Source organism: Burkholderia metallica (assembly GCF_001718555.1).
Lineage (GTDB): Bacteria > Pseudomonadota > Gammaproteobacteria > Burkholderiales > Burkholderiaceae > Burkholderia > Burkholderia metallica.
This window is the reverse complement of the sequence record NZ_CP013401.1, coordinates 3,407,211-3,420,479: the sequence shown is the minus strand read 5'-3', so window position 1 is coordinate 3,420,479 and position 13,269 is coordinate 3,407,211. Positions and strand designations below refer to the sequence as shown.

Here is a 13,269-nt window from a genome sequence, read left to right as displayed (position 1 = left end):
AAGATATGTTGCGACAGACCAACGTTCCGGCGCCTCGGCCGGATGCCATGCGATCTGACGAGGCGGAACGGCATCGGATGAAAGTTAATGGAAAGAAATAAGGCGGGAAATCAGACAAAGTCGAAAGTTCAGCCGTCACAACGCGAATGACGTGCAAGGCGAACGGGTGGGGGTATCGCTGGGCCCGTGTCCCCAGGTGTCGCGCTCACACGCGATCGTGCGATGCCGCATTGCGGCGCAAACCGCAACACGCCCGCCGTCGAAAGATGGCGGGGCGTTTTTTATTGCTTGAAAACGGTTCCGTCGCTTTCTACACTCGCTGCAAACCAGCGCGCCGCGGGGCCCCCGCATGCCGCGCCGCCCGACACGGCGAACTGACGAGGACGAGGCACGCATGGCGACGATTGCGAATTCAACCAAAACGGTCCGGCCCGAGCGTGCGCTGAACCGGCGCGCGGTGGTGGCGGCCGTGATCGGCAACGCGCTCGAGTGGTACGACTTCACGGTGTTCGGCTTCATGACGGTCGTGATCGCCGAGCTGTTCTTCCCGACCTCGAGCGAATACTCGTCGCTGCTGCTGACCACCGCGACGTTCGGCGTCGCGTTCTTCATGCGCCCGATCGGCGGCATCGTGTTCGGGCTGTACGCGGATCGCGCGGGCCGCAAGGCCGCGCTGTCGCTCGTGATCCTGCTGATGACGGCCGGCATCTTCCTGCTCGCGATCGCGCCGCCGTATGCGGCGATCGGCATCGGCGGGCCGATCCTGATCGTGCTCGGCCGGCTGCTGCAGGGCTTCTCGGCGGGCGGCGAATTCGGCAGCGCGACCGCGCTGCTGATCGAGGCCGCGCCGTTCTCGAAACGCGGCTTCTACGGCAGCTGGCAGATGGCGAGCCAGGCGGCCGCGCTGCTGATCGGCGCGCTCGTCGGCGCAGCCGTCACGCGCGGGCTGTCGCACGATGCGCTGCGCAGCTGGGGCTGGCGTGTGCCGTTCATCCTCGGGCTCGTGATCGGCCCGATCGGCTTCTACATCCGCCGCCATCTCGCCGATTCCGAAGCGTTCCTGCATGCGCAGCAAAGCGCGCGCCGCGCGACGCTCGGCGAAGTGTTCACGCGCCACCCGCGCGAAGTGCTGTGCGGGCTCGGCTCGGTGATCGCGCTGACGGTGACGATCTACGTGCTGATCAGCTATCTGCCGACCTTCGCGGTGAAGCAGCTGAAGCTGCCCTACGCGGAATCGTTCTACGCGGTGATCGTCGGCAACCTGCTGCTGATGGTGCTGTCGCCGATCGCGGGCGCGTGGTCCGACCGCATCGGCCGCAAGGGGCTGTCGCTGTGGTCGCTGGTGCTGACGCTCGCGCTGATGTATCCGCTGTTCGCGTGGCTCGATGCGGCGCCGAGCATCGCGCGGCTGATCGCGGTGCAGGCCGTGCTGTCGGTCACGCTCGCGGGCTACTACGGGCCGTTCGGCGCGATGATCGCCGAGCTGTTTCCGGCCAACGTGCGCTCGACCGGGCTGTCGATCGCGTACAACGTCGCGGTGATGCTGTTCGGCGGCTTCGGGCAGTTCATCGTCACGTGGCTGATCAAGGTCACCGGCACGCCGCTCGCGCCGACCTACTACGTGATGGCCGGCATCGCGCTGTCGATCGTCGCGGTCGCGTTCGTGCCCGCGCGCAGCGCCGATCTCGACGCGCCGGCGTGACGACGCGCCCCATGACGATTCGACGACGATCGACGGATCGTTTCGCAAAACGCAATGATGTGCTGCAGAACACGGGAAAGCGGCGCATCGCGCCTTCGTGTTCGCGCCCGAATTGTTTAGTTGTCGAACGAAACTTGCGCGAGATGAACGAAATTGTCGCTCGCGCGCGTTGTCGCATTTTTTACCCACACTAAACATCGGCAAAAACCCGCGCGGGGGTCTAGAAGAGTTTTTTCTCCAGCTTGTTGCCACATCGTTAGCTCAAGTAATATCCGCGTACGCCGGCCCCGGGCGGGCCGGTTCCGATCTGGAGACCTGGAGGAAACATGGAATACAACCGTCTGTTGCACACCCTGCGTGTTACCGCCATTGCAGGCGTGGCAGCGGCATCGCTCGGCATCGCGGGTTCTGCATTCGCACAGATCCCGAACAAAACGCTCGTCTACTGCTCAGAAGGCAGCCCGGCGGGTTTCGATTCCGCGCAATTTACGACCGGTGTCGATTTCACCGCGGCCACGTTCACCGTCTACAACCGTCTCGTCGAATTCGAGCGCGGCGGCACGAAGGTCGAGCCGGGCCTCGCCGAGAAGTGGGACGTGTCGTCGGACGGCAAGGTGTACACGTTCCACCTGCGCCACGGCGTGAAGTTCCACACGACCGACTTCTTCAAGCCGACGCGTGAATTCAATGCGGACGACGTGCTGTTCACGTTCCAGCGCATGCTCGATCCGAACCAGGCGTTCCGCAAGGCGTACCCGGTGTCGTTCCCGTACTTCACCGACATGGGCCTCGACAAGCTGATCACGAAGGTCGAGAAGGTCGATCCGTACACCGTGAAATTCACGCTCGCCGAGCCGAATGCGCCGTTCATCCAGAACATGGCGATGGAATTCGCGTCGATCTTGTCGGCCGAATACGGCGACCAGCTGATGAAGGCAGGCAAGGCCGCCGACATCAACCAGAAGCCGGTCGGCACGGGCCCGTTCATCTTCCGCAGCTACACGAAGGACGCGACGATCCGGTTCGACGGCAATCCTGATTACTGGAAGAAGGGCGAAGTGAAGATCTCGAAGCTGATCTTCTCGATCACGCCCGACCCGGGCGTGCGCGTGCAGAAGATCAAGCGCAACGAATGCCAGGTGATGAGCTATCCGCGTCCGGCCGACATCGCGACGCTGAAGGCCGATTCGGGCGTCGACATGCCGTCGCAGGCCGGCTTCAACCTCGGCTACCTCGCGTACAACGTCGAGCACAAGCCGGTCGACAAGCTCGAAGTGCGTCAGGCGCTCGACATGGCGATCAACAAGAAGGCGATCCTCGAGTCCGTCTACCAGGGCGCCGGCCAGGCTGCGAACGCGCCGATGCCGCCGACCCAATGGTCGTACGACAGGAACCTGAAGATGGCCGCGTACGACACCGCGAAGGCGAAGGCGCTGCTCGCGAAGGCCGGCTATCCGAACGGTTTCGATATCACGCTGTGGGCGATGCCCGTGCAGCGCGCATACAACCCGAACGCGCGTCTGATGGCCGAGATGATCCAGGCCGACTGGGCGAAGATCGGCGTGAAGGCGAAGATCGTCACGTACGAGTGGGGCGAGTACATCAAGCGTGCGCACACGGGCGAGCAGGACACGATGCTGATCGGCTGGACGGGCGACAACGGCGATCCGGACAACTGGCTCGGCACGCTGCTCGGCTGCGAGGCGATCAAGGGCAACAACTTCTCGCACTGGTGCTACAAGCCGTTCGACGAGCTGGTCCAGAAGGGCCGCACGACGACGGGCCAGGATGCGCGCACGAAGCTCTACACGCAGGCCCAGCAGATCTTCGCGCAACAGCTGCCGTTCTCGCCGATCGCGAACTCGACGGTCTACCAGCCGGTTCGCAAGAACGTGGTCGACATGCGTATCGAGCCGCTCGGCTATGCCCGTTTCGACGGTGTTAGCGTGAAGTAACGCGCCTGTCGTAAGCTGTCGAGAAGACCGGCCAATTCATCCGGCGGCGGGAGGCCAAAAGCTTCCCGTCGCCGGTCGCACATTTCCCACAAGAAAATCCGAGACGCATCATGTTCACATTCGTGTTGCGCCGCGTGGGCATGGTGATCCCGACTTTCATCGGCATCACCATCCTGGCGTTTGCGCTGATTCACCTGATACCGGGCGACCCCATCGAAGTGATGATGGGCGAGCGCGGCGTCGATCCCGCGATGCATGCGGAGGCGATGAAACGCCTCGGGCTCGACCAGCCGCTGCCCATGCAGTACCTGCACTACATCGGCCGTGCGCTGCACGGCGACCTCGGCACGTCGATCATCACCAACACGAGCGTCGCGGGCGAGTTCTTCGCGCGCTTCCCGGCGACGGTCGAGCTGTCGCTGTGCGCGCTCGTGTTCGCGCTCGCGGTCGGGCTGCCGGCCGGCGTGATCGCCGCGCTGCGGCGCGGCTCGGTCATCGATCACGGCGTGATGGGCACCGCGCTCACCGGCTATTCGATGCCGATCTTCTGGTGGGGGCTGATCCTCATCATGGTGTTTTCGTCATACCTCGGCTGGACGCCCGTGTCGGGGCGCATCGCCGTCGAATACGACTTTCCGCACCCGACGGGCTTCATGCTGATCGACGCGCTGCTCGCGCCGGACGAAGGCTCGTTCAAGTCGGCGGTGAGCCACCTGATCCTGCCCGCGATCGTGCTCGGCACGATCCCGCTCGCGGTGATCGCGCGGATGACGCGCTCGTCGATGCTCGAAGTGCTGCGCGAGGACTACATCCGCACCGCCCGCGCGAAGGGGCTGTCGCCCGCGCGCGTGGTGGTCGTGCATGCGCTGCGCAATGCGCTGATCCCGGTCGTCACCGTGATCGGCCTGCAGATCGGCACGCTGCTCGCGGGCGCCGTGCTGACCGAGACGCTCTTTTCGTGGCCCGGCGTCGGCAAGTGGCTGATCGATGCGATCGGCCGCCGCGACTATCCGGTCGTCCAGGGCGGCATCCTGCTGATCGCGACGCTCGTGATCGTCGTGAACCTGGTCGTCGACCTGCTGTACGGCGTGCTGAATCCGCGCATCCGCCACACGAGGTAATCCCATGAGCAACCTGCAAAACACCCTGCCGAGCGAATCCGCGCCGGCCGGCGGCCGTGCGCTCGCGCTGCGCGAGTTCTGGGCCAACTTCTCGCGCAACCGCGGCGCCGTCGGCGCCGGCATCGTCGTGCTCGTGCTGATCCTGGTCGCGCTGTTCGCCCCGCTGCTCGCGCCGCACAGCCCGGTCGAGCAATACCGCGACTTCGTGAAGATCCCGCCCGCGTGGCTGGACGGCGGCAACTGGAAATTCATCCTCGGCACCGACGAAGCGGGCCGCGACATCCTCTCGCGCCTGATGTACGGCGCGCGGATGTCGTTCTGGATCGGCTTCGTGTCGGTGGTGCTCGCGCTGATCCCCGGCATCGTGCTCGGGCTCGTCGCCGCGTTCTTCCAGAAGTGGGCCGACACGCCGGTGATGCGCATCATGGACGTGCTGCTCGCGCTGCCGTCGCTGCTGCTCGCGGTCGCGGTCGTCGCGATCATCGGCCCGGGCCTCACCAACACGATGTTCGCGATCGCGATCGTCGCGCTGCCGGCCTACGTGCGCCTCACGCGCGCGTCGGCGCTCGGCGAACTGCAGAAGGAGTACGTGACGGCGTCGCGCGTGGCCGGCGCCGGCACGCTGCGCTTGATGTTCTCGCAGGTGCTGCCGAACTGCACGGCGCCGCTGATCGTGCAGGCGACGCTCGGCTTCTCGTCGGCGATTCTCGACGCGGCCGCGCTCGGCTTCCTCGGCCTCGGCGTGCAACCGCCGACCGCGGAGTGGGGCGCGATGCTGGCGTCCGCGCGCGACTACATCGACAACGCGTGGTGGATCGTGACGATGCCCGGCCTGTCGATCCTGATTTCGGTGCTCGCGATCAACCTGCTCGGCGACGGGCTGCGCGACGCGCTCGATCCCAAGCTGAAACGGATGGCGTGACCATGAACAATCTTCTGACCATCCGCAATCTCGCGGTGAACTTCAACGGCCTGCCCGCCGTCGACCGGATCAACCTGTCGATCGCGCCGGGCGAGGTGGTGGGCGTCGTCGGCGAATCGGGCTCGGGCAAGAGCGTGACGATGATGGCGCTGATGGGCCTGATCGACGCGCCGGGCAAGGTGACGGCCGACGAAGTGACGTTCAACGGCGTCGATCTGCTGAAGGCGTCGCCGAAGGCGCGCCGCAAGATCGTCGGCAAGGACATCGCGATGGTGTTCCAGGACGCGCTGACGAGCCTGAACCCGAGCTACACGGTCGGCTACCAGATCAAGGAGGTGCTGAAGCTGCACGAGGGCCTGCGCGGCGACGCGCTGCACCGGCGCGCGCTCGAACTGCTCGACCAGGTCGGCATTCCCGATGCGAAGAACCGCATTGCGTCGTTCCCGCACCAGATGTCGGGCGGGATGAACCAGCGCGTGATGATCGCGATGGCGGTGGCGTGCAACCCGAAGCTCCTGATCGCCGACGAGCCGACCACCGCGCTCGACGTGACGATCCAGGCGCAGATCATGGACCTGCTCGTGAAGCTGCAGAAGGAGCGCGGGATGGCGCTCGTGCTGATCTCGCACGACCTGGCCGTGGTGTCGGAGGTCGCGCAGCGCGTGGCGGTGATGTACGCGGGCGAGGTGATCGAGACGAACCGCGTGCCCGACATCTTCCGCGCGCCGCATCATCCGTACACCGAAGCGCTGCTCGCGGCGATTCCCGAGCACAATAAGGGGGCGCGTCGCCTTGCCGCATTGCCCGGCATGGTGCCGGGCCGCGATGATCGCCCGTCCGGGTGCCTGTTCGCGCCGCGCTGCAAGTACGTCGTCGACGACTGCCGCAAGGCGCGGCCGGCGCTCGACACGCTGGTGTCCGGCAACGATGCGATGCGCGCACGCTGCATCAAGCCGCTCAACGTTTCCAACCTCGACCTGACGGGAGGCGCACGATGAATGCAGTCAATCAAACGCGTGCCACGCCGCACGACGAGGAAGCCGTGCTGGTGGCCGACGGACTCGCGAAACACTATTCGGTGAAGCGCGGGATGTTCGGGCAGGGCACGGTGAAGGCGCTGAACGGCGTGTCGTTCTCGCTGAAGCGCGGCAAGACGCTCGCCGTCGTCGGCGAATCGGGCTGCGGGAAGTCGACGCTCGCCCGCCAGCTGACGATGATCGAGACGCCCACCGCGGGCAGCCTGACGATCGACGGCAAGAACGTCGCCGGGGCGAGCCGCGAGACGGTCGCCGACCTGCGCCGCCGCGTGCAGATGGTGTTCCAGAACCCGTTCGCGTCGCTGAACCCGCGCAAGACCGTCGAGCAGACGCTCGCCGAGCCGCTCGAGATCAACGCGAACCTGACGGCCGCCGAACGCGCGCAGCGCATCGCGCAGATCATGCGCACGGTCGGCCTGCGGCCCGAGCACGCGAAGCGCTATCCTCACATGTTCTCGGGCGGCCAGCGCCAGCGTGTCGCGATCGCGCGCGCGATGATCCTCGATCCGCGCATCGTCGTCGCCGACGAGCCGGTGTCGGCGCTCGACGTGTCGATCCAGGCGCAGATCCTGAACCTGTTCATGGATCTGCAGGAGCAGTTCAAGACGAGCTACGTGTTCATCTCGCACAACCTGTCGGTGGTCGAGCACGTCGCGGACGACGTGATGGTGATGTACTTCGGCAGCGTCGCCGAGCTCGGCGACAAGGAGACGATCTACGCGCGGCCGCGCCATCCGTACACGCGCGCGCTGATGTCGGCGACGCCGGCGATCTTCGAGGAAGACCGCCGCGTGCAGATCAAGCTGCAGGGCGAACTGCCGTCGCCGCTCAATCCGCCGTCGGGCTGCGCGTTCCACCAGCGCTGCCCGTATGCGGTCGAGCGCTGCCGTGCGGAGGAGCCGCAGCTGCGCGAGGTCGACGGCCGGCGCGTGGCCTGCCATCGGGCCGAGGACGTAGGGGAGGCGAATGCCTGAAGCGTTGGCGGCGCGCGCGTGTGGCGTGCGCCGTGCGGGGGCCGGCGGTGCGCGCGTGATGCGCGCGTACCGCTACGCGCGGCGCTGGAGCGTGCGTACCGTCACGGGCGCGGCGCTGGCCGGCGCGTGCGTGGCGGCCAGCCTCGTGGTTCCCGTCGAATCCGCGCGCGCCGAAGGGCGCGCGCCGGCCACTTCACCGATTCGCCCGTCGCAAGTCCCGCCGCCCGGCATGAGCCTGCCGGGCTTTCATGCGCCCGCCGTGACCGACGGCACGGTATCGCGCGGCACCGTGCGCGTGCAGCCCGCGCGCATGCCGTTCTACGTCGCGACCAAGGGCAAGGTCACGCTGTACGTGCTCGGCACGCTGCATACGGGCGATCCGTCCGATTACCCGAGCGCGCAGCCGTTCCGGCCGCGCATACTCGCGGCGCTCGCCGCGTCGCCGACGCTCGCGCTCGAGCTGTCGCCCGACGACCTGCTCGAATCGCAGGACGACGTGTCGAAGTACGGCGTCTGCCGCTATCCGTGCCTGCAGCGCCTGCTGCCGGAGCCGCTGTGGCAGCGGCTCGCTGCGCGTCTGCGCGGCAACCCGGCCGCGCTCGCGGAGATCCGCAAGATGCGGCCGTGGCTCGCGGCGCTCGTCGTCGAGACCTACGATTCGCTGTCGGCCGGCCTGCAGACCGAGTACGGCACCGAGGCGCAGCTGCAGAACGTCTTCCTGAAGAAGAAGGGCGGCCGCGTGATCGGGCTGGAGACGCTCGCCGAACAGATGCGCGCGTTCACCGGGCTCACGCTGGCCGAGCAACGCGAGATGCTTGCGCAGGACATGGTGCAGACCCCGGCGCAGAACGCCGACGACATCAAGGCGCTGCATCGACTGTGGCGAATTGGCGACGCCGATGCGATCTCGGCCTGGGCGGTCGCGAAGAGCGAACGGCTCGCGCGTTCGAAGGCGTTGTCGGCGTCGCTCGACAACAAGATCGTGTACGAGCGCAACCGGCGCTTCGTTGCACGGATGACGGCAATCGCCGCACCGAACCGGCCGCTGTTCGTCGCGATCGGCGCGCTGCACCTGGGCGGCCCGCGCGGCGTGCTCGAATTGTTGCGTCAACAAGGTTACAACGTCGACGCGAACTGATCGCCGTCAGCGCGTTCGAACCGATCCTCCCCTGTTTGATCGACGTCGCGCCGGCGGCGTCAAACGCCTGTATGGGCAGGCTATTCGATAAGGAAAACCCTCGAATCGTCAGAAAATAGCGTTTCAAACGATTGACATCCCGATCTGCCAATCTCTATTCTTCGATCCACAAGTTGAAAAAATGAAAAGAATAGATAAGTTCTACGGGGTAGCAGAAAAAAGCGCGGGGTGAGCGCGTTGCCGGCACGTGATGCACGTGCCGGCCGCGGAAGTGTCTGCATGTACGGCGGGGCCAATCATCGTCGGACAACAACAATGCATGCAGGCCGACTTGCGAATAAGCGACGTTCCGTCGTCCAACCGGGGAAAGGCAGTAAACGGGCGGCGGCGGACGTTTTTTAATCCGGAATGTTTTTCCGGTCACCGTCGCAAGACGGTTTCGGGGGGCGAATCGACAGACGGCGAAGCCGCGGCGATTGCGCCAACGGAAAAGCGCCACGAGGGCGCTTTTTTCTTTGGTGCGACGGATTTGTATCCGCTTGCGCGGCCGGCCGGATTACGTGCGTTCGTCGGCCTGCAGCACGCCGGGCGCGACCACGTCGACGCCCACCGACTCGAGCGCCGCGCGAATCCGTTTCGCGAACGCCAGCGCGTGCGGCCCGTCGCCGTGCAGGCAGACCGTCTGCGCATTGAGCATCACCCATTCGCCGCCGATCGCCCGCACCTGGCGGCTGCGCACCATGTCCAGCGTGCGCGCGATCATCGCGTCCTCGTCGTCGATCAGCGCGCCGGGCTGGTTGCGCGGCACGAGCGAGCCGTCGGCGCGGTAGCCGCGGTCGGCGAACACTTCTTCCACCGCGGCGAGCCCCGCGTGCCGCGCGGCCGCGACGAACACGCTGTTCGCGAGCCCGAACACCGCGAGCGACGGATCGAAATCGCGGATCGCGGACACCACCGCATCGGCGATCATCGGGTCGCGCGCGGCCTGGTTGTACAGCGCGCCGTGCGGCTTCACGTGCGCGATGCGCCCGCCCTCCGCCTGCGCGATCGCCGACAGCGCGCCGAGCTGGTACAGCACGCCCGCGTAGATGTCGCCGGCCGGCAGCTGCATTTCCTTGCGGCCGAAATTCTCCGGATCGTGAAAGCTCGGGTGCGCGCCGATCGCCACGCCTTTCTGCACGGCCCAGCGCACGCAGTCGCGCATCGCGTTCGCGCCGCCCGCATGCCACCCGCATGCGATGTTCGCGGACGTCACGAGGTCGAGCAGCGCCTCGTCCGAACCGCATCCTTCGCCGAGATCGGCATTCAGATCGATTTCCATGATGTTCCTCGTCCACTGATTGCGTGGCGCGTCTTGGCTCCTGCTACTGACTTCGGTACGTCCACCGTCATTGTCACGCCGCTTGCGACTGCGCGCGGCGGCGCGCTTCCTCGCGCATGTCGATCGCCACGTCGATCTGCCGCAGATACGCACGCTCCGCGGCGAGGGCGGCACGCGCGGCGTCGGGCGTCGTGCGCACGAAGCGGATCGGCAGGTTGAGCCGCGCCTGCGCGAGTTTCCACAGGTCGGCCCGGATCACCGTGCCGATCTTCGGGTAGCCGCCGGTGGTCTGCGCATCGTGCATCAGCACGATCGGCTGGCCGTTCGGCGGCACCTGGATCGTGCCGGGCAGCACCGCATGCGACAGCAGCTCGGCCGGCTTTTCGCGCACGAGTTCGACGCCGGCGAGCCGGTAGCCCATGCGGTTGCTGTTCGCCGTGACGAGCCATTCCTCATCCCAGAACGCCTGCTGCGAATCGGCGGCGAACGACGCGTAGTCGGGGCCCGGCAGCACGCGCACGGGCATCGCCCACGGCGCATGCGCGGGGCGGTGGCGGCGCGGCGGCTCGTCGACGCGCACGAACGCGCACCACGCCGGCGCCTTCACGCCGAATTCCGGCGCATCGGCCGCGAGGCAGCCGATGCCGGCCGGCGGCACGCCGACCGGGAGGCGATCGCCGTCGCGCAGCGCGCGGCCGCCAAGGCCGCCGAAGCGCGACGCGAGATCGGTGCTGCGCGAGCCGAGCATCGGCAGCACGTCGATGCCGCCGGCGATGCACAGGTAGCCGCGCATTCCGCGTTTCGCGGCCGGCAGCACGAGCGTCTGCCCGGCCTCGACCGGCAGGCTCCACCATGAAAAGACGCGCCGGCCGTCGAGCGTCGCGCCGAACTCGGTGCCGGTGATCGCGATGCGGGTCGCGCGCGTGAAGCGGAACGCGGCCGGGCCGATCGTGATTTCGACGGCCGCCGCGTCGGCGCGGTTGCCGACCAGCCGGTTGCCGACCTCGAGCGCGAGGCCGTCGAGCGCGCCGCCCTGCGCGACGCCGAGATGGCGTGCGCCGCGGCGCCCGAGATCCTGCACGGTAGACAGCGGCCCGGCCCGCACCACTTCGATGGTGCCCGGTGCGTTGCTCTGGGTCATCGTGCGTCGACTCCCGCAATGGTGAAGCGCACGCGGTCGCCGGGCAGCAGCAGCGTCGGCTGCGGCCGCGCCGGATCGAACAGCACGTGCGACGTGCGGCCGATCAGCTGCCAGCCGCCGGGCGACGTGGCCGGGTAGATGCCCGTCTGCGCGCCGCCGATGCCGACCGAGCCGGCGGGCACCTCCAGGCGCGGCGCCGCGCGGCGCGGCGTGTGCAGCGTGGCGTCGAGGCCGCCGAGATACGCGAAACCCGGCTGGAAGCCGACGAAGAACACGACGTAGGCGCCGGCCGCATGGCGCGCGACGACCTCGTCGGCCGACAGGCCGGTATGCGCGGCGACGGCCGGCAGGTCGGGGCCGGCGGCGCCGCCGTACTCGACCGGAATCTCGACTTCGCGGCCGTCCGCGTGTTCGACGTCGGCCGTCTCCCACGCGTCGCGCAGCGCCGGCGTGAGCGAATCGGCGGTCGTCGCGAGCGCGTCGAACACGATCGTCAGGTTGTTCATCCCGGGCACGACGTCGATCACGTCGGGCCACGCGCGCGCGGCCTCGGCAACGGCCCAGACGCGGCGCTGGCAATCGAGCGTGGCGGGCGGCGGCACCTCGCAGACGAGGGCGGCATCGCCGAGCGGATAAAAGCGGGGTTGCGTCATCGGACTGGCACGGTTCGGACGGCAATGTTAGCGCACATTGTCAATAAAATATCGACAACTTCCCAATAAGCGTTTTCGCCTAGCCCGTATGGCGGGGCTTCTGGCGTACACTCGGCACACCCTGTCAACCGGCTTGCTCCGCCTTTCCATGAAGCGTCCTGCGACCAAGATCGTGTCATCCGAACACCTCGTTTCCGATTCGAGCGCGGAGCTCTCGGAGCTCGAATACGGGCTCATCATGGCAGGCAACGCGTTCAACCGGTGGATGGTGCGCTGCATGTCGGCGGCCGGCGCGAAGGACATGACGGCGGTCGAGGTGTCGCTGCTGCATCACGTCAGCCATCGCGAACGCAAGAAGAAGCTCGCCGACATCTGCTTCGTGCTCAATATCGAGGATACGCACGTCGCGACCTATGCGCTGAAAAAACTGATCGCCCGCGGCTATGTGAAGAGCGAGAAGAACGGCAAGGAAGTGTTCTTCTTCGCGACCGACGCGGGCCGCGACCTGTGCCTGAAGTACCGCGAGGTGCGCGAGCACTGCCTGATCGAGACGCTGAAGGACAGCGGGCTCACCAACGAGCAGATCGGCGACGCGGCGCAGTTGCTGCGCCACGCATCGGGCCTGTACGACACGGCCGCGCGCGCGGCGGCGTCGCTGTAAACGGTTGCGCCGGCGGCGGCGCGCGGCACTGCGCTGACGGGCGCGGGACGGCGGATGCGGCGCGGCCCGCCGCGTCATCCGGCGGCCGGGTACAGCGCGCCGTCGGTCACGATCCATTGCAGCGCGAGATCGTGCGCTTCGGCCGGCAGCGCGTCGACGCGGCACGCTTCATACGCGATGCCGACCGTCACGGGCAATGCGCTGCCCGGCCACGCGGCGAGCGTGCGGTCGTAATAGCCGCCGCCGTAGCCGAGCCGGTAGCGCTGCGCATCGAATCCCACGCACGGAATCAGCAACAAATCAGGGACGACGACGAGGCCCGACGCCGGTTCCGGAATCCGGTGATGACCTTCGCGCATCGGCGTGTGCGCATCCCATGCATGGAACGCGAGCGGCGTGTGCGGCTCGCCGATCACGGGCAGCGCGGCCTGCCTGCCGGCACCGGCCGCGCACCAGGCGAGCACCGCGTCGCGCGCATCGAATTCGCCCGGCAGCGGCCAGTAGAACCCGACCGTGCGCGGCGCGAGCCGGTCGAGCAGCGAGCGCAGCCGCGCGTCGAGCGCGGCGTTCGCGGCGGGTTGCGACGCGGCGTCGCGACGCGCGCCGGACAGCGTTTTGCGCAGCGCAACCTTCGGGTTCGGCAC

At 67.4% G+C, this 13,269-nt stretch carries 12 protein-coding genes; 8 read left to right on the top strand and 4 right to left on the bottom strand.

The window, feature by feature from the left end; translation table 11 throughout:
* The first annotated feature begins 394 nt into the window (after nucleotides 1-394).
* From WJ16_RS15455 to WJ16_RS15425, 7 genes are all read left to right on the top strand, one after another.
* Nucleotides 395-1,702 carry an MFS transporter gene (locus WJ16_RS15455; RefSeq protein WP_069257799.1) on the top strand — a complete coding sequence of 436 codons (1,308 nt, stop codon included), beginning with the start codon at nucleotides 395-397 and terminating at the stop codon, nucleotides 1,700-1,702.
* Nucleotides 1,703-2,028: 326 nt separating this feature from the next.
* On the top strand, nucleotides 2,029-3,657 hold the full coding sequence (locus WJ16_RS15450) for an ABC transporter substrate-binding protein (RefSeq protein WP_069257798.1): 1,629 nt from the start codon (nucleotides 2,029-2,031) through the stop codon (nucleotides 3,655-3,657).
* A gap of 110 nt (nucleotides 3,658-3,767) precedes the next feature.
* The gene (locus WJ16_RS15445; protein WP_069257797.1) at nucleotides 3,768-4,778 is read left to right on the top strand and encodes an ABC transporter permease subunit; all 1,011 of its coding nucleotides are present in this window, start codon (nucleotides 3,768-3,770) and stop codon (nucleotides 4,776-4,778) included.
* A 4-nt stretch (nucleotides 4,779-4,782) separates the two neighbouring features.
* Nucleotides 4,783-5,700, top strand: coding sequence for an ABC transporter permease subunit (locus tag WJ16_RS15440; protein ID WP_069257796.1), 918 nt, complete (start codon nucleotides 4,783-4,785; stop codon nucleotides 5,698-5,700).
* Nucleotides 5,701-5,702: 2 nt separating this feature from the next.
* Nucleotides 5,703-6,698 carry an ABC transporter ATP-binding protein gene (locus WJ16_RS15435; RefSeq protein ID WP_069257795.1) on the top strand — a complete coding sequence of 332 codons (996 nt, stop codon included), beginning with the start codon at nucleotides 5,703-5,705 and terminating at the stop codon, nucleotides 6,696-6,698.
* Nucleotides 6,695-7,711 (top strand): peptide ABC transporter ATP-binding protein, encoded by a 1,017-nt coding sequence (locus WJ16_RS15430; protein ID WP_069257794.1) that lies wholly within the window; start codon nucleotides 6,695-6,697, stop codon nucleotides 7,709-7,711. The genes WJ16_RS15435 and WJ16_RS15430 overlap by 4 nt, the downstream gene beginning before the upstream one ends.
* Nucleotides 7,704-8,849: a TraB/GumN family protein gene (locus WJ16_RS15425; protein ID WP_069257793.1), complete on the top strand. Its 1,146-nt coding sequence runs from the start codon at nucleotides 7,704-7,706 to the stop codon at nucleotides 8,847-8,849. The genes WJ16_RS15430 and WJ16_RS15425 overlap by 8 nt, the downstream gene beginning before the upstream one ends.
* Nucleotides 8,850-9,405: 556 nt before the next feature.
* Here the strand turns inward: WJ16_RS15425 and pxpA are convergent.
* From pxpA to pxpB, 3 genes are all read right to left on the bottom strand, one after another.
* Complete coding sequence (pxpA, locus tag WJ16_RS15420; protein ID WP_069257792.1) at nucleotides 9,406-10,170, bottom strand: 5-oxoprolinase subunit PxpA; 765 nt, start codon at nucleotides 10,168-10,170, stop codon at nucleotides 9,406-9,408.
* Nucleotides 10,171-10,243: 73 nt separating this feature from the next.
* Entirely contained in the window at nucleotides 10,244-11,311 is a 1,068-nt protein-coding gene (locus WJ16_RS15415) for a 5-oxoprolinase subunit C family protein (RefSeq protein WP_069257791.1), read from the bottom strand.
* Nucleotides 11,308-11,964 (bottom strand): 5-oxoprolinase subunit PxpB, encoded by a 657-nt coding sequence (pxpB, locus tag WJ16_RS15410; protein ID WP_069257790.1) that lies wholly within the window; start codon nucleotides 11,962-11,964, stop codon nucleotides 11,308-11,310. The genes WJ16_RS15415 and pxpB overlap by 4 nt, the downstream gene beginning before the upstream one ends.
* A gap of 148 nt (nucleotides 11,965-12,112) precedes the next feature.
* On the opposite strand from pxpB, the gene WJ16_RS15405 reads away from it, so the two are divergent.
* A complete protein-coding gene (locus WJ16_RS15405) occupies nucleotides 12,113-12,625 on the top strand; it encodes a winged helix DNA-binding protein (RefSeq protein WP_006483173.1) in 513 nt (170 codons plus the stop codon).
* A 74-nt stretch (nucleotides 12,626-12,699) separates the two neighbouring features.
* On the opposite strand, the gene WJ16_RS15400 is transcribed toward WJ16_RS15405, so the two are convergent.
* Nucleotides 12,700-13,269, bottom strand: coding sequence for a 5-formyltetrahydrofolate cyclo-ligase (locus WJ16_RS15400; protein WP_069257789.1), 570 nt, complete (start codon nucleotides 13,267-13,269; stop codon nucleotides 12,700-12,702).

Excerpts from the sequence above, each read along its gene's own strand:
- pxpB (WP_069257790.1), bottom strand. The coding sequence starts at position 11,964 with ATGACGCAACCCCGCTTTTATCCGCTCGGCGATGCCGCCCTCGTCTGC.
- WJ16_RS15445 (WP_069257797.1), top strand. The coding sequence starts at position 3,768 with ATGTTCACATTCGTGTTGCGCCGCGTGGGCATGGTGATCCCGACTTTC.
- WJ16_RS15435 (WP_069257795.1), top strand. The coding sequence starts at position 5,703 with ATGAACAATCTTCTGACCATCCGCAATCTCGCGGTGAACTTCAACGGC.
- WJ16_RS15450 (WP_069257798.1), top strand. The coding sequence starts at position 2,029 with ATGGAATACAACCGTCTGTTGCACACCCTGCGTGTTACCGCCATTGCA.
- pxpA (WP_069257792.1), bottom strand. The coding sequence starts at position 10,170 with ATGGAAATCGATCTGAATGCCGATCTCGGCGAAGGATGCGGTTCGGAC.
- WJ16_RS15440 (WP_069257796.1), top strand. The coding sequence starts at position 4,783 with ATGAGCAACCTGCAAAACACCCTGCCGAGCGAATCCGCGCCGGCCGGC.
- WJ16_RS15415 (WP_069257791.1), bottom strand. The coding sequence starts at position 11,311 with ATGACCCAGAGCAACGCACCGGGCACCATCGAAGTGGTGCGGGCCGGG.
- WJ16_RS15405 (WP_006483173.1), top strand. The coding sequence starts at position 12,113 with ATGAAGCGTCCTGCGACCAAGATCGTGTCATCCGAACACCTCGTTTCC.
- WJ16_RS15455 (WP_069257799.1), top strand. The coding sequence starts at position 395 with ATGGCGACGATTGCGAATTCAACCAAAACGGTCCGGCCCGAGCGTGCG.
- WJ16_RS15425 (WP_069257793.1), top strand. The coding sequence starts at position 7,704 with ATGCCTGAAGCGTTGGCGGCGCGCGCGTGTGGCGTGCGCCGTGCGGGG.
- WJ16_RS15430 (WP_069257794.1), top strand. The coding sequence starts at position 6,695 with ATGAATGCAGTCAATCAAACGCGTGCCACGCCGCACGACGAGGAAGCC.